Below are 19,339 nucleotides of genomic sequence, written 5' to 3' on the forward strand. Positions count from 1 at the left end.
AAACACGCGGGTTTCATCTGCACGACGGCGCATCCAGAGGGCTGACGTCCAAGCAGGTGCAGGAGCAGATCGATTACATACAGCAGCAGCCCAAATTTGAACGGTCCCAAAACGGGTCTTGGTTATCGGAGCCTCCACAGGGTACGGCCTGTCGGCCCGGATCACCGCCGCTTTTGGGGCGGGAGCCGCCACCATAGGCGTCTTCCGGCCCAGCTCCGCCCGGGACAAGCGAACCGCATCGGCGGGCTGGTACAATTCGGCGGCTTTTGAGCGGCGGGCCGCTGAAGCCGGCTTGACATCCGTCAGCATTACAGGCGATGCCTTTGCGGATGAGACGAAAGACCGCGTCATGGACACGATTGCCAAGCAGTTCGGCCAAGTGGACCTCGTCGTGTACAGCGTAGCTTCGTCCCGGCGTACCGACCCGGACAGCGGCAAGACGTACAACTCGGTTCTGAAGCCGATCGGGGCTCCCTTCACCGGCAAGGCCGTGAACTTTCATACCGGCGAAGTGACAGACCAAGTCACGACCGAACCGGCGGAAGGCGACGACATCGACCAAACGATCGCCGTGATGGGTGGAGCCGATTGGCAGCGCTGGATCGACCGGCTTCGGCAGGCGGACCTCCTGGCCGACGGAGCGGTGACCATCGCCTACTCCTATATCGGCTCGGAGCTTACCCGGGCCATCTACCGGGAAGGCACCATCGGCAAAGCCAAGGAGGATCTGGAGGCAACCGCGCAGCGGCTGACCCGTGAGCTGTCCGCCTTGGGCGGAAAATCTTTCGTCGTCGTCAGCAAAGCCCTGGTCACCCAGTCCGCTGCTGCCGTTCCGGTCTTCCCTCTGTACATTGCCGCACTCTACAAAGTAATGAAGGAAAAGGGCATTCACGAAAATACGATCCAGCAGTCGTACCGCCTGTTTGCCGACAAGCTGTACCACGAGGGTGGAACGCCTGTAGACGAGGCGGGCCGAATCCGCATCGACGATTGGGAACTGCGTCCGGATGTCCAGCAGGAAGTGGCCCGGATCTGGGATCAGGTCACAACGAATAATGTATATGAGCTGACGGATCTGAAAGAGTACCGCCGCGAGTTTTTCCAGCTGTTCGGATTTGAGATGAACGGCATCGACTACACCAAGGACACGAATCCGGACGTATCCCTTTTAAACGTAAGGTAAGAAAAACGTCTATCGACGTACCTTCAAAGAAGACAGACCGCGTTAAGGGGAAGTTTTTCTTGCGAGATCAGGATGTTTTGCCTCGGAAACTTATACTTTCTGATCTCTAAAGAAAGGCAGCCGGTGAATCCGGGCTGCCTTTGGTTTTTTATACGCTATCCTTTTTTGTTGCTCTCCAGGTATGTTCCGCAAAGCTAGACACTACTTTAAATTGATGCCTCTCGTACAGCCTTTTGGCACCCTGATTGGATTTCGCGATACGCAAATAGATTTTTGGGATCTGTTTACCCATCATATGCCGGATGCAGTGAGTAAGGATGACACTGCCATATCCGCGGTTTTGCTGATCCGGTGCTACAACGATGTCCTGGATATACTCACCAGAAATAATATAAGCTCCAATCAGAGTTCCCTCTTTCCAAAACGAACGAAACTCATCATTTCGGACCTTATCTTCCAACCTCTCATGAAACAAACTTATATTCATGCGGTGTTCGTCCAGTGGCCAGCCGTTTTCTACATTCAATGCGGCGTATGCCCTGTCAAATAAGTCGGCCAAAGCAGTCAGCATACTCGCTTCATATGTATTTACGATGAGATCCGTATTAGATAGATCGGGTTCATGGGGCCCGTCATAATACAAATGATAGCCCTCCATATCCGTTCGAAAGCCCAATTGACGGACGAAATGAATCGCCCGGACGTTCTCTCCGTATAAATTGAAGCACAGCTCCTTGATGCCAGTCTGCTGAAGGTAAGGAGTCATGGTTTTCGCAATGAGATCAAGGAGGGCATTAGAATCCGTTTCCTGTATGAATGAAAAATATGCAATAACACATTGATCATCCTCGACGATACAAAAAACACCATGTTCCTGCTCTGTTGCTTTATGATAGATAACATCAAGTTTTTCATTCCGAACAGCCAGCTCCACATAATCCCTTGCTTGTGGCGAGATATAGGCAATCAACCCGAGAATGTCATCTATTGTTTCGGTATCCACATGTTCTGCCACCTTTTTCACCGAATAATCTAAATATCAGGATATCTGCCCATCCCTAATTGGGATCTCCGATCCTCCCGAAGGTATGTCCTATAATTTCTTCATTCATCACTCATCGTCTTACGAATCAGCTCGTCGATCCAGCTGATCTCCCCTACAACCCGCGATATCGTTTGCTGAAGAACCTCATTCAGGAACATGTCATGAGCCACGCTTCCTTCCTGACGCTGCTGAATGCCGGCCAAGAGGGATTCGAGGTCCTTTTTGCGCATATCCAGAATCCTCAGCCGATTCTCACGGGAAATACGGTCAAACAGGGATACCCGGATCATGAACTCAATTTCATGCTTGGCGTCCTTTTCGGTAAAAGCGTTGATCAGCTCGGCGATTTTTGCCCTTCCCACATCGGTAATTTCGTACACGTACTGGCTGGGCCGACCCTCCTGCTCATGACGCTTTCGGATAATGGCCCCTTCCGACGTAAATCGGCGCAGCGCCGGGTACAGCAGGTTATGATTCACATCCATCAAATAGCCGAGGTCTTTTTGGATCTCTTTTTTGATTTCGTACCCGTGTTTGGGGGATTTTTCAATCTGGATTAAAATGAGTAAGTCGATATACATAGATCCTGCCCTCTCGTCTGATTTGACCGCTGTCCGGGTTTATGTATTTAATAGCATACCAATTCGGTTATGGTACTTCAACGAATTCCGACAAACTCCGCATTTCCTACTGCACCCAAAGTCATGGGGCGTTGGGCAGTGGCTCCCCTTCGGCCAATATGTTAAATTAACATATGATATTTTAAGCATGAAGTCACCTACTATTCTTCAACACGGGAGGGAATGGAATGCAAGAAATCATTGCTTTGGCCGATATCACCCAGTTTCGATCACGATCCGAAGAATTCAACCCGTACGATTGGTACCGGGACAAGCTGCAGAACGAGCCGATCAGTTACAACGAAGCCACGAATACCTGGAACGTATTCCGCTACGACGATGTTAAACGGGTGCTCAGCGATTATGAGTATTTCTCCAGTGTGAGAACGCGGACGACGATCAGCGTCGGCGCCGACAATGACGAAGGCCGGGGAAACGACAAAATCAACACGATCAATGCCGATCCGCCGGAGCATCGGAAACGCCGTTCCCTGCTGTCCGCCGCTTTTACGCCGCGAAGCTTGAAGCTGTGGGAGCCGCGGATTCACGAGGTCGTCCGCCAGCTGCTAGATGAGATGGGAGATGCTCCGGTCATCGACGTGGTCAAGGATTTTACCGGCGCATTGCCCGTCATTGTGATGGCGGATCTGCTCGGGGTGCCTTCCAAAGACCGCCTGCTGTTCAAAGAGTGGGTAGATACCTTGTTTCTTCCGTATAACAAAGACAAGGCAGCCGAAATCGGCGAATTGAAACGCCAGGCTGCCACGGAGTACTATACTTACCTTTTTCCTTATATTGTTCAGAAAAGATCCCAGCTCGGCGATGACATTATTTCCGATTTGATCCAAGCCGATGTGGAAGGAGAACGGTTCACGGATGACGAGATCGTCCGCACCACGATGTTCCTGCTGGGCGCTGGCGTAGAAACGACAAGCCATCTGCTCGCCAACTCGTTCTATTCGTTCCTGTACGATAACGATCAGATCTACGGGGAAGTCCGGGCGAACCGGGAGCTGGTTCCAAACACCGTAGAGGAAATGCTGCGTTACCGCTTCAATATTTCCAAAATGGACCGTACCGTCAAGCAGGATAACAACGTGCTCGGCGTCGATTTGAAAAAGGGTGATGTCGTCGTCGCCTGGATGAGCGCCGCCAACATGGATGAACAGGTGTTTGAAGACCCCTTCACCGTGAACATCTACCGTCCGAACGCCAAAAGGCATCTGACCTTCGGGAATGGTCCGCATTTCTGCATGGGCGCGCCGCTGGCACGCCTTGAGGCGAATATCGGGCTGGAGCTGTTTATGGATTACTTTGAGATGATCGAGCCGGTTCCCGGCTTCCAGCTGGAAGAGAATTTGACGCCTTCCGCTGCCGGCCAAGGGCTGGTAAGCCTACCTGTGCGGGTCAAGCGGGCCTAAGATTGGTATATGAAAAGCCGCTTCCGGTAATCGGGGGCGGCTTCTGTTGTTGGCTATTCAGGATCCTCCTCCAGCAAAATGTCCAGCATCTGCCCCGGGCTCTCCATCATTTTTCGGGTGATCACGTAATGGTCCGTATCCTCCAGCTTCACCGGGCGCATGCCTTGATCGTCCAGCAGCCAAATTTCAGCATGGGGATACGACATCAGGATCGGCGAATGCGTGGCGATAATGAATTGCGACCGCTTTTTCACTAACTGGTGGATCCGCGACAGCATGGACAGCTGCTTCAAGGGAGAGAGTGCGGCCTCCGGCTCGTCCATCAGGTACAGGCCCCTTCCCCCAAACCGATGCATAAACGTCGCAAAGAAGCTCTCCCCATGGGACTGCTCATGCAGCGACTTGCCTCCATAGGAATCTCTGATGAATGGTTGAGGCACGTCCATATCCGCATCCAACTGGTCGATATTCGTCGCCACATTATAATAGCTCTCCGCCCGGAAGAAAAAACCGTCCTTCGGCCGGACAACGCCGCGCACGAGCCGCATGTACCGATGCAGATCCGAGTGGGAGGACATCGTCTCAAAGGAGAAATTAATCGTGCCTCCTTCGGGATTAAATCCCCAGGCGACCGCCATCCCTTCCAGCAGGGTGGACTTGCCCGATCCGTTTTCGCCGACGATAAACGTCACCGGCTGTTGAAACGACAAGCTGTGAAAATCATGGACAGCCGGCAGGCTGAAGGGATACGCACGAAAGGACGGCACCTCCTCTCTCCTCAGCATCACGCTCCGCAAATATAAAGAACGTGCATCCAGCATGAATCGATCTGCTCCTTTCCATCAGAAAATCATATATTTAAATCCTTCCTTGACGTAGAGGCCCGCCCCGTCCTCCTTATTGCAGGCGGTACCACGCCGGCGGCCCCCCGTTTTGAAAGTCATGCGTGTTGATCGTCCGCTCGATCTTTTCCAGCGTTTCCTGAACTCTATCATGTTGGATGCCCCCGATCAAGGTCGCGTGCTGGTTCAGCGCCACAAACAGGTTGTATTTCGGCCAAAAGTTATCCGGAATGCCATCTTGGAAATATCCGTGGACTTGGCCCTTGGCGAAATACGGGCTGACCTGGCAGGTATACTTTGGCAGTTTGAAAAATTCCTCCCACGGGTCTCCCCAGTCAAACCGGCCAAAGTCGATCACACCGGCAAGGCATCCATGTTGAAAGATCAGGTTCGACGGGTGAAAATCGTCATGCTGGAAGGTTACCGGACTCTTTTCAAGCAGCTCCAGGTGATCGTCGATGTAGCTCTCCAATTCGTTCTGCCGATGAAAACGAAGGTCCATTTCCCGCACCTTCTCCCTTTTCTGCCTGTATTTTTCTGCACACCGGGCCGCCCAGTTTATAGGGACCTCAGGAGTGACCTGATGGATCTTTCTTAATTCTCTTCCGGCTGCCGCCCCCTGCTGAAGTTGAGCTTCCGGCGCTAATCCGGGCAAAACTTCATCCCCGCTAACGCCAGGGATGTAGGACAGCAGCAAATAGCAGAGGTCAAGATGCCCAGCCAGGCCCGCCACCAGCGGCTTGGAGCAGCGGACCTGATTCGCTTCGTGCTTTCGGAGCAGCTCGAACTCCATCCGCTGTCTGGCATACGTGCTTCCTTCATGTATCCGAAGCAGGTACACCGGGGTATCCTCCTGATACAACACAAATTTCCGCGCGTCCGAAAATCCCTTCTCAAGTGGCTCAGCCCGGCCATACCCAACTTGCTCCCTGATTTCGGCGAGTAACTTCCGAATCCGCTCCTCGATCGGATCCATCCCTCTCCCCCTCCGTCCATCCGTTATCACGTCGTTCTCCTCTTCTCCGCACCATCCACCATATAGAGATCCCAACGCTATAGCCGTATAATGGTATCACAAATATACAGGAAATGGGTGCAAAGGAAATGGCATTGCCTGACGTTCACCACAATTTTAGGCAGTTCTTTGATGGTTTACAGATGCATGGTTCATCAGGGCGCCGGTACGAACGTATGAACCTTCATTCATGGATGGGAGAAGGAACGGTGCAGCGCCTGGCTCCCCGGCAGGATTTAGGGATGGCGGCAGTCGATTTTCGTTTGAACGATGACTATACTGTATCCCTGCACACAAGGGTGCCGATGGTCGAGCTGAGCTGCTGTGTTCAAGGCTACCGAAGAGTTGAGGTGTCCGGCAGGGAGTTCGAGATGAAGCCGGGCAGCTGGAGCCTCCAGTTTGCCAACCCGGCGGAAGCCCGCATGCCTTTTTCCAAAAATCAGCCGTTTCAAATGATGAGCATCGCCATTCCCGTCACCGCCTTCCATCATTTCATGGAAAATGGCGAGGGCACCCGGGGCTTGGATTTTCATCAGATTATCGGAACGCTGCCATATCGGGTGATCCAGGAAGCCTATGATCCTGCTTCGGCCTACCTCCTGCAGCAGATGATGGAAGCCTCTGCCCGGCCGGATTCGCTGGGCATAGAAATGGAGTGCCGAATTTTGGAGTTGCTGTCCCATGCGTTCCGTTCGATGCTTTTTGGCAGGGAACAGAGGCCCTCCGGCCTGTCCAGAACGGATCTGTCCAAGCTGGAACGGGCGAGGGAAATCATACTGGATAGAATGAGTCACCCGCCATCCTTATCGGAGCTCTCCCGCCTCATCGGCCTGAACGAATTCAAGCTGAAGACCGGCTTTAAGGTCCGGTACGGCAGCACCGTGTTCGGATATTTGAGGGAGGCTCGGCTGGAAACAGCATACCGCCTGCTTCAAGAGCCCGAGGCCAGCGTCATCGACGTATCCGTGTCGGTAGGTTATTCCAATCCCAGTTATTTTGCCGAGGCGTTCCGCGGGAAGTACGGCATGAACCCGGGTACGCTGATCAGGAAATCGTAACGCCTCACAAAAAAATCCCGCCAACCAGCACCCGGCTCCTTCTACTGGTAGTGCTGCATTCTCCGGTCACGATATGATGAGCGCATATCTGACAAGGGAGAGTGAAGATATGTCCAATTCACCCCAATTGAAGCTGAATGACGAACTGGCGGCAACAACCCGGCACGGCCTGGAAGTGCTGCCCGCAGCCGTTACCGAAGCGTTCGAGCGCTCCGTGGAGGACTTACGCACATCCGGTGCCGCACGCGGCCTGATGGTTGGAGATGACGCACCCGATTTTACGTTAAGCAATCAGACAGGTGACCCCGTTACGTTATCTGAAGAATTCGCGCACGGTCCGGTCATTCTGACCTTTTACCGCGGAGCATGGTGCCCGTTTTGCAATTTGGAATTAAGGGCCTACCAGCGGCTTCTGGACCGTATTCATGAGGCTGGAGCCCGGCTGCTGGCCATTAGTCCCCAAACGCCGGATCACTCCTTGTCCATGCAGGAAAAAAACGGACTCGGTTATCATGTTCTAAGCGACCTGCACAACAAGGTGGCGGAGAAATACCGGCTGACCTTCCGTCTGGCAGAAGACGTGCAGCAGGTGTACCGTTCCCTCGGTTTTCCCCTGGACCAATTCAACGGTGACGATTCGTGGGAGCTTCCCGTGCCCGCCACTTACGTCATCGATTCGCAGGGCGTGATCCGTTATGCCAGCGTAGACCCGGATTACCGGACGCGGGCTGAGCCGGAGGAAGTGGTGCAGTTCGCGGAAAGCATCTAACGGAAGCCTTTCCGGCGAGATTAGAGACGCTCACGCTGTACAAAAAACAGCCCGGAACGACCTATAGGGTCATTCTCGGGCTGTTTCATTGTTCTCCCAGTTCCCTCAGCACCTCTGCTATCCGCCGGACTCCCTCTGGAATCTGCGGCTCGGCTACATCGCCGAATCCCATAATCAGCCGGTCCTCGAACCTCCCTTTCACGATGGCATACTTTTCGGCCGGATAGACCCGGACACCCCCTTCCGCCAATGCTTGGACCCGTTCCTCGTCAAAAATATGCCCAGAAAATTCTGCGATCAAATGCAGTCCCGCGGCGTCGCCGCTCACCAGAATCCGGTTCCCGAACGTTTCGCTCAGACTGCGGATCAGCAGCTTTCTTCTCCGGCTGTATACCCGCTTCATGCGGGTGACATGGCGCTGTAAATGCTGATCCGCGATAAACCGCGCCAGGATGGCCTGATCCAACGTAGGCGTATGCATATCCATAAGCCGCTTGATCCCTTCTATGGGCGCAACCAAGTCCTGAGGCAGAACCATATAGCCGATGCGAAGCGCCGGGAACAGATTTTTGCTAAAGGTGCCGATGTAGATCACCCGCTCCGCATCCAGCTCCCTTAACGCATGGACCGGCATGCCTGCATAACGAAACTCGCTGTCATAATCATCCTCAATAATGTAGCAACCGGTATTACGCGCATACTCCAGCAGTTCCATCCGCCGCCCGATGGATAAGATGCTGCCGAATGGAAACTGATGCGACGGCGTGACAAAAACAGATGGGGGCAGGCCTGGCCGGGAATATCCTGAACCCGCAGCCCATGGGCATCCACCGGAACCGGCACGATGTCCGCGCCGGCCGTTCCATCATGATCATTCTCATTTGACCTACGATACGTTTGGAGAAGAGGAACAGATTGATTATTTGACTTCAGGGATTGTTCTGGCGATATATTGGTTTCTTCCTACCCTGATCTTTTTCCTGGTCGGCCATAGGCTCGATAAAAAATTCGGCTCCCTGCTTCAGGTCTATCAGGAAGCCGTTGTAAGCATGCGCCTGATCTCCGTTGAGCAAATTCGCAGCCTTTCACAGACATCCCCCGCCGATGTCACCCGGGATTTGACGTTTATGTTTGAGGAAGGGCTCCTCCCGGAAGGCAGAGTTATCAACGGAACCGTCTACATCCAACAACAGGCGCTTGAGGATTACCTCAACGGAGAGTATGAAGAAGAATACGATGACGAGTACGATGAAGAGTACGATGACGAGTATGATGAAGAGTATGATGAAGAGGACTCTGCCTCTGATGAAAACGATTATGGACGGCCTTCGGGGTTTCAGTCCCCTGTTTCGGGTCAATCCTCCTCTCCGAAAACCGTCGAATGCCCAGGGTGCGGTGCAAGGGTGTTTTTGGGTACGGAGCGGGAAAAAGAATGCGAGTACTGCGGCAATGTCGTTTGTGCCTGACCGCTTGGATTTTTAGTAGGACCTCACCCTTTCTTTTCTCCGCTTCGCCGGGTCCAGGCCCAGAATAAAAGCGCAAACGCACTGACGCCTGCCCCGAGCATGCACACCCCGTCCCAGCCGAATCGGGCATACATGCTCGTCGAGGCGATGGAACCCGTGGCGCTGCCGATCGAGTAAAACGTCATGTAAGCCGCAGTCAATCGGCTGCGGGCTTCCGGGCGTACGCTCAGAATCATGCTCTGGTTCGTCACATGGACGGCCTGTACCGCCATATCGAGCAAAAGGATGCCCAGGATCAAGGACAGCAGCGAGTGCTCCGTATATCGGATCGGAAGCCATGAGAAGAGCAGCAGCACCAAGGCGACACCTGTGGTACGCTGTCCCAGACCCCGGTCGGCCAGCCGTCCGGCTCTTGCCGCCGCGAGGGCCCCGGCGGCCCCGGCAAGTCCGAACGCCCCAATCACGGTGTGCGACAGGGAGAGCGGCGGACTGCTGAGCGGCAGCACCAGCGAGGTCCACAATATGCTGAACGCCATAAAAATAAGCAGCGCCAACACGGCGCGAACACGCAGGATCCGCTCCTGCACGTACAGACCCAGCACCGACCGAAGCAGCTGAGGATAGTTCAGCGAAGCCTTTTCCGGGTCCCTTCCCGGCAGCACCTTAAGCAGAATGCAGGCCACGATCAGCATCAGACCCGCAGACGCCAGGTAGACGGAGCGCCAGCCGGCGGCATCCGTTAGCAGGCCGGCGAATGTTCGGGCCAATAGAATCCCGATCACCACCCCACTCGTGACCACGCCGACGATCCGCCCTCGTGCTTCGGGGGCCGCCAGCATCGCGGCATAAGCAACCAGCACCTGCGTGACCACGGCCAAAAGCCCGACGATCGCCATCCCTCCAAGCAGAATGCCCCGGTTAGCCGCCGTACCTACGACGACCAGTGCAGCCACGGATATCAGCATCATGCCCGGAATTAGCCTGCGGCGGTTCAACAAATCTCCCAGCGGAACGAGCAGCATCAAACCTATGGCATAGCAAATCTGCGTAACGGTAATGACCATCCCGACCGACGAATGCGAAATCCCGAACTGTGCCGCCAATGAATCCAGCAGCGGCTGGGCGTAATAGACGTTGGCGACCGCCAAACCGCATGCTGCGGCAAACAGCAGCGCTGTCCAGCGGGTTATCGGCTGCACGGATGCAGCCGTTGCGGCGGTTGGAACGGCGGCCCTCTTTTCCTTTTCCTCCCCCATCCTTTCTCCTGTTACCATCGATTCGGTTTCCTGCAGGTTGTTCACAACGAACCCCTCCCGATCCTTCAATTATCATAACATACCAATCGGTACATAATGATTTGTGCTTACCTTACCTTCCCGAGCAAAGTGCTGTCAAGAGGTATATGGATCGAATTTGTTATTGGGCCTGAATTTAACGGATTACGCAAAATTTTATAGGCTAGTCCGATCACGGATCTTGGCTGACCGAATTGACAGAAGGGGAGGAATATCCTACAATCTAAACATACCGATCGATATGAAATGAGGTGCCGAAAATGGTTAGGCAGCGTGAATTCGATGTGGATCAGGCGCTAGAAGACGCCATGCATATATTTTGGAGTAAAGGCTATGAGGCAACGTCCTTAAGCGATCTGACGGCGGGAATGGGCATTCAGCGCCCAAGCATTTACTCCACGTTCGGGGATAAGAAGGAGCTGTTTGAAGCGGCTCTGCGGAAATATACCGCCGCGCATGCGGCGCAGGCCAGAGGCGTGCTTCTGCACGGCGAATCCGTTAAGGAAGCCTTCAGACGTTATTTTGCGGGGATTGTCGATGAGTCTTATGCTGACCCACAGAACCGCGGATGCTTCTGCATTAATACGATGGTGGAGATGGCTCCACATGATGAAAAATTTGAGATTTTGACACGGGAGCACGAGATGTATTTGGCGGCGATTTTTCAGGAGGTGATCGAACGTGGGCTCCGTTCAGGCGAACTGCACACCGGTGTGGACGCCAAGTCCCTGGCACAGACCTTGGTCGTCTCCTTGATCGGTCTGACGGTGATGATGAAAGCCCGCCCGGAGCGTTCCTTTGTCGATCATTCGGTTGAGGTCATTCTCACGTTGATTCAATAAGATGCATGAACGGAACCGGCAGTAGTGTTGTGCTCAGGGGGAAAGCCTTGGAACAGCAGATTAAGCCGAGTCCCGCTCGAGCGATAGGCTCGTCAGGCATCCTTTTAAACCGGCGATCGCTTCTTCCTTTTGCGCCAACAGCCGGTCCTGCGGCCAGACGCTGTCTCCCCGTTTCAAGTCGCCTGAAATCAGGAGCAGCATCCAAATGGAGAACACAGTCGCGAAGCGGCAGTAATCGCGGATAAAATCGCCAAGGTCCCACTCCACGCCATACAGCGCCGACTGAGCTACATAATAAGTCAGGAGCTTTTCCCGATCTGCAGCGGTCACCTGTTTCGGAAACAAGGGATGCGACATGTCGATGAGATGATATAGGTCCCAGAACGGGGTATTCAGGTGGGCATGCTCCCAATCCATGATGTACAAGCGGCCGTCAGCCGCAACGGCATAGTTGCCCAGATGCAGGTCCCCGTGGGATACCACCTTTATTTTCGGGAGTGCCCGGCCCTCCGAAAAGCTGAGTATCATGCCGTCCAGCTCCCAGGGCTCGCCGATTTCGTTCATAACCGCCACAGCCTCATCCCGTCTGTTCATGAGATCGGCGGCGATCTGCTCGATCTGCGGCTTAGGCCCCGACCCGCTCAAACCTTCCCGGCGCTCCTCCGGCAGCGCATGCCACCAGGCGATCTGCTGTACCACTTTCATGGCAGTTTCTACATCGTACTCATGGCGAAGGGGGCCAAGGTCTTCAAAAATCGACCATCCCTCCTCCCCGGCTCCTTCCTCCGAAGAGGCGAGCAGCGCCGGGTAAATGTCCGGAAAGCCGGACAGCATATGCCGGTAAATCCAGGCTTCCCGGTCCACGCTCTCCCCGTTGGTCAGCGGCTTGAAAATGTAGCTGTGCTGCCGATCCGGGTAGAACCGTTCCACGAATTTGCCGTTCATGCCTTGGTACAAGGTCTCTCGCTTCCACAGCCCCTCTCCGCTCAGCGTTCCGTTCGGCAGAACGAATTGGCTCAGGTTGTACATTAAAAACTCCCCCTACGGCTTTTACAAACCGATGTATTCGAAGTCCCATGCGTCAAAGCTCGCTTGGTCCGTCCATATATTTTTTCGGTTCAGATTCCGACGAGCCCTGATTTGTAAACGATCGATGTCTTATTCATACCTCGCCTGGTATACGCCCGCTTCTCCCAGAAAGTCCTCCCGGGTCAGCCCCTGTTCGCCAAGGAGCATGCGATAATTCGTAATCGTCCCGTCATGGGAAACGATGATAACACGTTCCGCCTGTGCCTTGCACCAATCCAGCAGCTGCCTCCCATAGGTCTCGAATGCTTCCTGTCCGATGCGGTTGATCCCTTCTTCCCAAAGGTCCAAGCCAAAATCCACGATCACGGCATCTGGAACCGTCTCGCGAATCTCCTCCTTCGAATAGATTTGATCGCAGACGAAGGGCGAATACGAAGGATCTTGCGGGAACATGCGCGGCCCTGCCAGCGGAGAGATCACAAAAGGACCGTCTGACAGTAAGATCCTCGCCGTTTCGATGGTACGTTTAGTCGGGCTGACGACAACCTGCTCATTACCGTTCAGCAATAAACGCCCCCGCAGCTCTTTCACCTGTGACTCTCCATACAGCGTTAACCCGGGATGCAGCATGTTCAGTTGGTTAGGATAATCCAGCAAATGCTCCCCGTGCCCATGACGGACAAATACGACTTCCACTCTGATTCCCCCGATTCAAAAAAGGATATGAGCTTACACTTATATTTCGTTCTCCGATGTCCGTTGTGATGTGGATCTATTTTAGCATGGATTTTAGGCCGCAGACTCACCATTTTTAAATAACAAAAACTGCTTATATAAATTGATGATGGGGGCAAGTACGTAAAATGCCCCTGCCTCACTATCGTCCCTACAAAAAAGAGAAAGCTTCCTCCCGATGCATCAGGAAGAAGCTTTCCTTATCGTCCGCTTATTTTTACACTTACACTGCATCTATGACGAACCCGAGACCGCATAATGCAGCTGCACCACACCGGATCCCAGCGGTTTGCAATCCAGCAGCTCCACATCCTTAAATTGATACTCATGTTGGTCCGTGACCAGGTTCAGCCCTTTTCCTTCCAGCACCGGAGCTACATTGAACACCAGCTCATCGACAAGCCCGCTTCCCAGAAAAGCATTATGCAAATCGGCCCCTCCCGCCAAAAGCGCGGTGGAATGCCCCCGGCTCGCGAGATACTGCAGTGCTTCTTCGGGAGAGCTCACGACCGTCACGCCTGCGATCTCCTTGACACGCTTGGTGACAACCACGATATCAAGCCCTTCAAAGGCTGCTCCACCGCCGCCGGCCTGCATCCCCTCAAAGGTTCTGCGCCCCACGATAAAGTTCCCCGATTGTCCGGCATGGGCCGCAAAATCGGCCAGAGCTTCCGGCTTCGGCGGGTTGTCAGGCCCCGACTGCGCATAGTTTCCGTTGGCGGACAGCGCCGCCCAAAGAATCGTTTTCATATGGATATCCTCCTCGATTTCGTTTCTGTATATTTAATCGTATTCGGCCTCTTCCCTGCGCCATTTGTTCTTTCCAGCACTCTGCGGATGGACGCCGCCACCCGGTCCGGGCGGTCCTCCTGCACATAATGGGATGCATCGCTCAAAGCTTCCGTTTCGTGCATTCGCAAAATGCCCTGCCAGCGCTGCATTTCCTCTACCGGAAAACCGGCACTGTCCTTCAGTCCCCACAAAATTTGCGCAGGAATCTCCGCCAGCAGAGGCAGTCTGGATTCAATTTCAGCCAGCCAAGGCCCGGCTTTGCGAATGCTTCTGGGAAACACCCAGGTCGGTTTGCGAAGCGCCGGGGTAGGAAAAGGATCGGTATACGCCTTCCTCAAGGCTGCCGTGACCTTCTCCTTATGGTGAATGCCGCCGGGCACAATCGTATGGGCAAAAAAGTTCCGCCGGGTCTGAAGCCAGTATCCGAGCGGCCAGCCTCCCATGGCCATCGAAAACAGCTTCATCGGCAAGATCTTGGCCGGCCACGCCCATGTATTCATGAGGACGATGCCGCATACGTTGTCAGGGTGATGCACCGCATAATGGAGCCCAACCGGTCCGCCCCAATCCTGAACGACGAGGACTACATTTTGCAGATCCAGCTGTTTGATCAATGCCGTCACTGCTTCCGCATGCTCCTGGGGTGTAAATCCATAGCCCGTAGGAGCCTTCGACATCCCGAAGCCAGGATAATCCGGCGCGATCAGCCGGCACTGGCCGCTCAGCTCTTGGATCACATTCCGGTACAAATAAGACCATGTGGGGTTGCCATGCAGGAGCACGACAACCGGCCCCTCGCCTTCATCGATATAATGAATCGCACCGTCCCGGTAAGGCAGCCAATGATCCTGAAACGGATATTCCGAAGCGTCTACCTCAAAGGGTCTTTGCATGATATTTCTCCTATCTTCTCAATTGGTATATTCCAAGACTTGGATCCAGCAAGCCCGATAATCGATTATGGGTCGGGACCGGAATTTTCTGGAATCCGTTCCCTTTCCTAAGATTAGTCGACTGTGGTACATTTGAAAAGTAGTTACATTTAAGTGCACTAGTTTCAAAAAATGAACTAGGAGGGTTTCATCATGATCGATCCCAAATGTCCGGATACGATTACCCCGGTCATCGAATTGCTGGAGGGAAAATGGACGCTCCTGATTCTGCGCGACCTGTTCAACGGGTTAAATCGTTTCGGGGAGCTGCGACGCTCCCTGCATCCCATCAGCCCGAAAACGCTGACCGACCGGCTGCGCCTCCTGGAGGAGAATCACATCGTCACGCGGACCATTTTTTCAGAAGTGCCGCTGCATGTGGAATATGAGCTTACGGATAAAGGCCGGCGCCTTCAGCCGATCTTTGCCGCCATGCGGGAGTGGGCCGAGCAGCCCTGTCCAACGGCGCATACAACGGAATTGCAGGAAGCCCAAGCCTAAATACAACAAACCCCTTCCAAATGGAAGGGGTTGTTAAAAAAGCATGCTAATCTACGAAACAAGGTTATCTAACCGCCTGGTAAACGAGACCAATCGCCCCAGAATCAAAAGTTTTGTTCTCGATAAGTTTAAGGTTGGTCTTCTCTTTGATGCCTTGGAATAACCGCAGCCCGCTGCCGACCAGGACAGGAGAAACCGTGATCTTATACTCATCAATTAAATCAAGCCCCATAAGGTAGTGCGCGAACCTAGGACTACCAAGGATGACCATATCTCTGCCTGGCTGCTGTTTGAGGTTCTTGATCTCTTCCTCGACATCTTCTTTCACCAGTCTGGAATTGTTCCATTCGACATTCTCCAGCGTCGTGGAAAAGACGACTTTGGCTGTCTTTTCGATCCACTCGGCATGATCCAGTTCATGCTGTGTACTTGTTGGATTCGAAGGCACAGTTGGCCAGTAGTTGTACATCATCTGATAAGTCCCACGTCCCCAAATGACCGTGTCGGCAGTACTCAGAATTTCTTTCGCGTGTTTCTCCAAATCTGCATCGTAGGAAACCCAGCCAATGTCCATTTCGCCGTTTGGCCCTTCTACAAAACCGTCAAGCGATGAATGCAAAAATAAAACAAGTTTTCTCATCTTCAATTCTCCTTTGTTCAAGTGTTATGCTTACCATTAACTCCACTCTACAACATTTCAGTCCAGGCTGTTTATTATGGATTGCTAATTTATGCTGTCCGTTAGCTTAATGACGATACCGTGTTTAAGTGACCCTCTGTTCCCTAGCCTATGAATACACTTCGGATCCCAGCTTTTTAGTCACTGGAAAGGGTTTCTTATCTCTTTATTTCCTCCAGTTTCCCGCCATAAACTCATAATCTGCTATTATCCTCATAAAAAGACTTGAATCCTGCCACACGCGGTGTCATTATAAACAGGGGACTGTCTGCAAAACTATTCATCACTAGATCACGCTTACTAGAGGAAACTTCAGCAGGAAGCCGGAACTTTCGTGTTGGAGTCGAAACATCCAAACCCATATGAATACGGAGGACAGGATTCATGAAAACGATTAAGCTTGGCAGCAGCAGCTTGGAAGTACCTGTAGTTGCAGTAGGCTGCATGCGCATCAACTCCCTGGACAAAAACGAAGCGGAGCGTTTCGTACAAACGGCACTGGAGCAAGGAGCCAATTTCTTTGACCATGCCGATATCTATGGCGGCGGTACATGCGAGGAAATTTTCGCAGACGCCATCCATATGAACAGCGACGTCCGTGAGCAAATCATTCTTCAATCCAAATGCGGTATCCGTCAGGGCATGTTCGACTTTTCCAAGGAGCATATCCTGAATTCGGTAGACGGGATTCTGAAAAGACTGAAAACCGACTACCTGGATGTTCTGCTGCTGCACCGTCCGGATGCACTGGTTGAACCTGAAGAGGTTGCTGAAGCGTTCGAGCAGCTGGAATCCTCCGGCAAAGTGCGCCATTTCGGCGTATCCAACCAGAACCCGATGCAAATCCAACTGCTGAAAAAATTCGTGAAGCAGCCGATTGTAGCCAACCAGCTGCAGCTCAGCATCACGAACGCCACCATGATTTCCGCCGGCATTAATGTGAACATGGAAAATGAATCGGCCGTGAATCGTGACGGCAGCGTGCTGGATTTCTGCAGACTGAACGACATTACGGTTCAGCCTTGGTCGCCTTTCCAATACGGCTTCTTCGAAGGCGTGTTCCTTGGAAACGACAAATTCCCGGAATTGAACAAGAAGATCGACGAAATTGCCGGTAAATACGGCGTAACCAATACGACCATCGCTATTGCGTGGCTCCTCCGCCATCCGGCCAACATGCAGCCGGTCATCGGCACGATGAACCTTGAGCGTCTTCAGGACTGCATCAAAGCAAGCGATGTGACCTTGACCCGCGAAGAATGGTACGAAATTTACCGCGCAGCCGGTAACATTTTGCCATAAATCATGTGCATAACGGCCGCTCGTATGTACGGACGGCAAAACAGAAGCAGCCTCAAGTCGACGACTTGGGGCTGTTTTCGTTTTCGATGAGTGCCTTGAGCGTCCGTTGACGGTAGCGGATAAAGGCCCTCATGTATTTTTCCAACACGAGCGCATCAAACATCCGCCCAACCCATCCGAACGGAGCGCTGAAATCGAGAATGTCCCTGACCAGCGTTCCTACGGCAACCTCCTCAAATTCATGGCGGTGAGTCAGATGGCGAAAGGCCCCCTTTTGCATCTCGTCGGTAAAAGAATAGGGCTTATCCATCTCGGACACCTTCGAGGTCAGCCGCTGCCGAATCCCAAAGTGCCTTGCTTCGAACACCACTATATCCCCGGCTTCAAGTAAACAACTCATCCTTCCGGCAACAACCCGCTCGTTGGTGTGCGGCCAGACCGTTCGGGAGTGGTCATCCACATTCCGGGAAGCGTCAAAGCAGACGTCGATCGGGGCATATATCATCATTTCTTCTCGTATCGTCGACATACCGTTCATCCTGTCATGATGGTTTAAAGTAGTGTACTGAACTGAACTCCTAAAAGCTAGTACAACATCAATCCTTCGATCCCTCTAAATTGCAAAATTTCCTCCCGGTCATCCGTTTTGATCCACGCTTCATGCTCATGGGCGATATTAACAAGCCAAGGCTGACCGCCTTTAAAAAAACATAAATCCTCCAACAAATTCGGCCACACCCATTCATACAGGCCATCAGCGGACTCCAAGATCAGCTTCTCCAATGGCGGCTGGCAATCAAAATAATATACATCAGCATAATGACCAAACAGTTGGGTTCCCGGCCAAGCGTCCTGCTTCTTGACCGTTTTGACGTAAGGCTTTAATCGTTCGGCCAGCGCCTCCGTTGCAGGCGTTAGCGTTAGTTGATCCTTTTTGACTAGAATAAATTCATCGCACACACGGAATGCCATCGAGATCAAACCCTCATAAGTTCTGCTGCGGGGTTCCTCTAAAATGTATATCAAAAGCTCCCTCCCCTGCTTACCATTGCGGCATCGTATTGAAAAAGTTCTTCCCCTGGATCATCCAATACCGTTCCGCTTCCGGCACCAGTTCCAAAAAATCACGATATTCCCCAACCCATCCCTCGGGGACATAATGCTCGAAGGACATCGGTTCCGGGAACAGCGAATACAGCAAGCGATCATCGAAATGGACGTAAAGCGCCGGAACAAACTCGAGAACCTCGTCTTGATGCTGAAAAGAGTCCTGCAAATCCACGAGCATTTGAGAGAGCTCCGTTGAAGACACTCGAAAGTCCGCGATAAGACGAAAAAATTCAGCTGCCGTGGTTTCATCCAGCACTTCAATACCGAAGCGGTCTTCCATTTCCACATTCAAAAACCAGTATTCACTCTCCGTTATGTACCAGCTCCACTGGTTTCGAAAAACCACACCAACGATAATATCGTGGGCGTATTCAGGCATTAGCTTCATGCTGCTCTCCTAACGGTTACAAGATGGTTCTGCCAAAAGACAGCCTCTTTCGTTCATTACTACTATGCTACTCTATTTCCATGATACTCACCGAATCATTCCATGAAATACGTCAAGCGGGTAGAACTCTTTCCGTAACAACCGCCTGGTGATCTGCTTGATGACTTTCGCTTCCCGCAGCTGTTCATCCGGCTGATGGAGCAGCGTATCGATGGCAACCCACGGCCATCCCATAATTTCATCATTCTGTATTCTTAAAGCGTCACCCGCTGCTTCGCCGACAAAATGAAACAGGATCACCTGCTGACCACTGGC

Annotated in this window: 21 protein-coding genes and 2 pseudogenes; 8 read left to right on the forward strand and 15 right to left on the reverse strand. The window is 52.8% G+C overall.

Annotation, left to right across the window (positions count from 1 at the left end):
* The first annotated feature begins 15 nt into the window (after nucleotides 1-15).
* Nucleotides 16-1,183 (forward strand): annotated as a pseudogene (gene fabV, locus CPT76_RS33015) (enoyl-ACP reductase FabV).
* 148 nt (nucleotides 1,184-1,331) lie between these two features.
* Here the strand turns inward: fabV and CPT76_RS33020 are convergent.
* Nucleotides 1,332-2,186: a GNAT family N-acetyltransferase gene (locus tag CPT76_RS33020; protein WP_105445904.1), complete on the reverse strand. Its 855-nt coding sequence runs from the start codon at nucleotides 2,184-2,186 to the stop codon at nucleotides 1,332-1,334.
* A gap of 101 nt (nucleotides 2,187-2,287) precedes the next feature.
* The gene (locus CPT76_RS33025) at nucleotides 2,288-2,809 is read right to left on the reverse strand and encodes a PadR family transcriptional regulator (protein ID WP_105445905.1); all 522 of its coding nucleotides are present in this window, start codon (nucleotides 2,807-2,809) and stop codon (nucleotides 2,288-2,290) included.
* A 227-nt stretch (nucleotides 2,810-3,036) separates the two neighbouring features.
* Between CPT76_RS33025 and CPT76_RS33030 the strand changes: the two genes are divergently transcribed.
* Nucleotides 3,037-4,269 (forward strand): cytochrome P450, encoded by a 1,233-nt coding sequence (locus CPT76_RS33030; protein ID WP_105445906.1) that lies wholly within the window; start codon nucleotides 3,037-3,039, stop codon nucleotides 4,267-4,269.
* Between the two features lie 53 nt (nucleotides 4,270-4,322).
* Here the strand turns inward: CPT76_RS33030 and CPT76_RS33035 are convergent, their stop codons facing one another.
* Entirely contained in the window at nucleotides 4,323-5,090 is a 768-nt protein-coding gene (locus CPT76_RS33035) for an AAA family ATPase (RefSeq protein WP_105445907.1), read from the reverse strand.
* A 76-nt stretch (nucleotides 5,091-5,166) separates the two neighbouring features.
* Nucleotides 5,167-6,087 carry an aminoglycoside phosphotransferase family protein gene (locus CPT76_RS33040; RefSeq protein ID WP_105445908.1) on the reverse strand — a complete coding sequence of 307 codons (921 nt, stop codon included), beginning with the start codon at nucleotides 6,085-6,087 and terminating at the stop codon, nucleotides 5,167-5,169.
* 215 nt (nucleotides 6,088-6,302) lie between these two features.
* Between CPT76_RS33040 and CPT76_RS33045 the strand changes: the two genes are divergently transcribed.
* Together CPT76_RS33045 and CPT76_RS33050 are read left to right on the forward strand one after the other, a co-directional pair.
* Nucleotides 6,303-7,184 (forward strand): helix-turn-helix transcriptional regulator, encoded by an 882-nt coding sequence (locus tag CPT76_RS33045; RefSeq protein ID WP_258169041.1) that lies wholly within the window; start codon nucleotides 6,303-6,305, stop codon nucleotides 7,182-7,184.
* Nucleotides 7,185-7,293: 109 nt separating this feature from the next.
* A complete protein-coding gene (locus CPT76_RS33050; protein WP_105445910.1) occupies nucleotides 7,294-7,953 on the forward strand; it encodes a peroxiredoxin-like family protein in 660 nt (219 codons plus the stop codon).
* Nucleotides 7,954-8,038: 85 nt separating this feature from the next.
* Here CPT76_RS33050 and CPT76_RS33055 read toward each other — a convergent pair whose 3' ends face one another.
* Nucleotides 8,039-8,740: an aminotransferase-like domain-containing protein gene (locus tag CPT76_RS33055; RefSeq protein ID WP_105445911.1), complete on the reverse strand. Its 702-nt coding sequence runs from the start codon at nucleotides 8,738-8,740 to the stop codon at nucleotides 8,039-8,041.
* Between the two features lie 94 nt (nucleotides 8,741-8,834).
* On the opposite strand from CPT76_RS33055, the gene CPT76_RS33060 reads away from it, so the two are divergent.
* Nucleotides 8,835-9,419 carry a hypothetical protein gene (locus CPT76_RS33060; protein ID WP_105445912.1) on the forward strand — a complete coding sequence of 195 codons (585 nt, stop codon included), beginning with the start codon at nucleotides 8,835-8,837 and terminating at the stop codon, nucleotides 9,417-9,419.
* A 23-nt stretch (nucleotides 9,420-9,442) separates the two neighbouring features.
* Here CPT76_RS33060 and CPT76_RS33065 read toward each other — a convergent pair whose 3' ends face one another.
* Nucleotides 9,443-10,675: an MFS transporter gene (locus tag CPT76_RS33065; protein ID WP_105446061.1), complete on the reverse strand. Its 1,233-nt coding sequence runs from the start codon at nucleotides 10,673-10,675 to the stop codon at nucleotides 9,443-9,445.
* 299 nt (nucleotides 10,676-10,974) lie between these two features.
* Between CPT76_RS33065 and CPT76_RS33070 the strand changes: the two genes are divergently transcribed.
* Entirely contained in the window at nucleotides 10,975-11,556 is a 582-nt protein-coding gene (locus CPT76_RS33070; RefSeq protein WP_105445913.1) for a TetR/AcrR family transcriptional regulator, read from the forward strand.
* A 60-nt stretch (nucleotides 11,557-11,616) separates the two neighbouring features.
* Here the strand turns inward: CPT76_RS33070 and CPT76_RS33075 are convergent, their stop codons facing one another.
* From CPT76_RS33075 to CPT76_RS33090, 4 genes are all read right to left on the reverse strand, one after another.
* Entirely contained in the window at nucleotides 11,617-12,585 is a 969-nt protein-coding gene (locus CPT76_RS33075) for a phosphotransferase family protein (RefSeq protein WP_105445914.1), read from the reverse strand.
* A gap of 129 nt (nucleotides 12,586-12,714) precedes the next feature.
* Nucleotides 12,715-13,281 (reverse strand): histidine phosphatase family protein, encoded by a 567-nt coding sequence (locus tag CPT76_RS33080; RefSeq protein WP_105445915.1) that lies wholly within the window; start codon nucleotides 13,279-13,281, stop codon nucleotides 12,715-12,717.
* A gap of 273 nt (nucleotides 13,282-13,554) precedes the next feature.
* The gene (locus CPT76_RS33085) at nucleotides 13,555-14,070 is read right to left on the reverse strand and encodes a dihydrofolate reductase family protein (RefSeq protein ID WP_105445916.1); all 516 of its coding nucleotides are present in this window, start codon (nucleotides 14,068-14,070) and stop codon (nucleotides 13,555-13,557) included.
* Nucleotides 14,067-15,005, reverse strand: a complete 939-nt coding sequence (locus CPT76_RS33090) for an alpha/beta fold hydrolase (protein WP_105445917.1) — start codon at nucleotides 15,003-15,005, stop codon at nucleotides 14,067-14,069. Before CPT76_RS33090 ends, CPT76_RS33085 begins: the two co-directional genes overlap by 4 nt.
* A 192-nt stretch (nucleotides 15,006-15,197) precedes the next feature.
* Between CPT76_RS33090 and CPT76_RS33095 the strand changes: the two genes are divergently transcribed.
* Nucleotides 15,198-15,545, forward strand: a complete 348-nt coding sequence (locus tag CPT76_RS33095; RefSeq protein WP_105445918.1) for a winged helix-turn-helix transcriptional regulator — start codon at nucleotides 15,198-15,200, stop codon at nucleotides 15,543-15,545.
* A gap of 64 nt (nucleotides 15,546-15,609) precedes the next feature.
* Here the strand turns inward: CPT76_RS33095 and CPT76_RS33100 are convergent, their stop codons facing one another.
* Nucleotides 15,610-16,185 (reverse strand): dihydrofolate reductase family protein, encoded by a 576-nt coding sequence (locus CPT76_RS33100; protein ID WP_105445919.1) that lies wholly within the window; start codon nucleotides 16,183-16,185, stop codon nucleotides 15,610-15,612.
* Nucleotides 16,186-16,608: 423 nt separating this feature from the next.
* Here CPT76_RS33100 and CPT76_RS33105 point away from each other — a divergent pair, with 423 nt between their 5' ends.
* Nucleotides 16,609-17,526 (forward strand): aldo/keto reductase, encoded by a 918-nt coding sequence (locus tag CPT76_RS33105; RefSeq protein WP_076173321.1) that lies wholly within the window; start codon nucleotides 16,609-16,611, stop codon nucleotides 17,524-17,526.
* Nucleotides 17,527-17,578: 52 nt separating this feature from the next.
* Here CPT76_RS33105 and CPT76_RS33110 read toward each other — a convergent pair whose 3' ends face one another.
* The 4 genes and pseudogenes from CPT76_RS33110 to CPT76_RS33125 all read right to left on the reverse strand — a co-directional run.
* Entirely contained in the window at nucleotides 17,579-18,055 is a 477-nt protein-coding gene (locus tag CPT76_RS33110) for an SRPBCC family protein (RefSeq protein ID WP_105445920.1), read from the reverse strand.
* Nucleotides 18,056-18,111: 56 nt separating this feature from the next.
* Nucleotides 18,112-18,552, reverse strand: coding sequence for a hypothetical protein (locus CPT76_RS33115; RefSeq protein ID WP_105445921.1), 441 nt, complete (start codon nucleotides 18,550-18,552; stop codon nucleotides 18,112-18,114).
* 16 nt (nucleotides 18,553-18,568) lie between these two features.
* Complete coding sequence (locus tag CPT76_RS33120) at nucleotides 18,569-19,024, reverse strand: hypothetical protein (RefSeq protein ID WP_105445922.1); 456 nt, start codon at nucleotides 19,022-19,024, stop codon at nucleotides 18,569-18,571.
* Nucleotides 19,025-19,111: 87 nt separating this feature from the next.
* Nucleotides 19,112-19,339, reverse strand: a pseudogene (locus CPT76_RS33125) (DNA mismatch repair protein MutT); the annotation flags it as partial.

The sequence above is a fragment of the Paenibacillus sp. AR247 genome, assembly GCF_002968895.1.
In the GTDB taxonomy this organism is placed as follows: domain Bacteria; phylum Bacillota; class Bacilli; order Paenibacillales; family Paenibacillaceae; genus Paenibacillus_AQ; species Paenibacillus_AQ favisporus.

What these genes read in the sequence shown, in the direction of transcription:
- CPT76_RS33095 (WP_105445918.1), top strand. Translation starts at nt 15,198, where the DNA reads ATGATCGATCCCAAATGTCCGGATACGATTACCCCGGTCATCGAATTG.
- CPT76_RS33030 (WP_105445906.1), top strand. Translation starts at nt 3,037, where the DNA reads ATGCAAGAAATCATTGCTTTGGCCGATATCACCCAGTTTCGATCACGA.
- CPT76_RS33070 (WP_105445913.1), top strand. Translation starts at nt 10,975, where the DNA reads ATGGTTAGGCAGCGTGAATTCGATGTGGATCAGGCGCTAGAAGACGCC.
- CPT76_RS33100 (WP_105445919.1), bottom strand. Translation starts at nt 16,185, where the DNA reads ATGAGAAAACTTGTTTTATTTTTGCATTCATCGCTTGACGGTTTTGTA.
- CPT76_RS33045 (WP_258169041.1), top strand. Translation starts at nt 6,303, where the DNA reads ATGAACCTTCATTCATGGATGGGAGAAGGAACGGTGCAGCGCCTGGCT.
- CPT76_RS33040 (WP_105445908.1), bottom strand. Translation starts at nt 6,087, where the DNA reads ATGGATCCGATCGAGGAGCGGATTCGGAAGTTACTCGCCGAAATCAGG.
- CPT76_RS33120 (WP_105445922.1), bottom strand. Translation starts at nt 19,024, where the DNA reads ATGAAGCTAATGCCTGAATACGCCCACGATATTATCGTTGGTGTGGTT.
- CPT76_RS33090 (WP_105445917.1), bottom strand. Translation starts at nt 15,005, where the DNA reads ATGCAAAGACCCTTTGAGGTAGACGCTTCGGAATATCCGTTTCAGGAT.
- CPT76_RS33105 (WP_076173321.1), top strand. Translation starts at nt 16,609, where the DNA reads ATGAAAACGATTAAGCTTGGCAGCAGCAGCTTGGAAGTACCTGTAGTT.
- CPT76_RS33025 (WP_105445905.1), bottom strand. Translation starts at nt 2,809, where the DNA reads ATGTATATCGACTTACTCATTTTAATCCAGATTGAAAAATCCCCCAAA.
- CPT76_RS33075 (WP_105445914.1), bottom strand. Translation starts at nt 12,585, where the DNA reads ATGTACAACCTGAGCCAATTCGTTCTGCCGAACGGAACGCTGAGCGGA.
- CPT76_RS33050 (WP_105445910.1), top strand. Translation starts at nt 7,294, where the DNA reads ATGTCCAATTCACCCCAATTGAAGCTGAATGACGAACTGGCGGCAACA.
- CPT76_RS33065 (WP_105446061.1), bottom strand. Translation starts at nt 10,675, where the DNA reads ATGGGGGAGGAAAAGGAAAAGAGGGCCGCCGTTCCAACCGCCGCAACG.
- CPT76_RS33035 (WP_105445907.1), bottom strand. Translation starts at nt 5,090, where the DNA reads ATGCTGGATGCACGTTCTTTATATTTGCGGAGCGTGATGCTGAGGAGA.
- CPT76_RS33085 (WP_105445916.1), bottom strand. Translation starts at nt 14,070, where the DNA reads ATGAAAACGATTCTTTGGGCGGCGCTGTCCGCCAACGGAAACTATGCG.
- CPT76_RS33110 (WP_105445920.1), bottom strand. Translation starts at nt 18,055, where the DNA reads ATGTCGACGATACGAGAAGAAATGATGATATATGCCCCGATCGACGTC.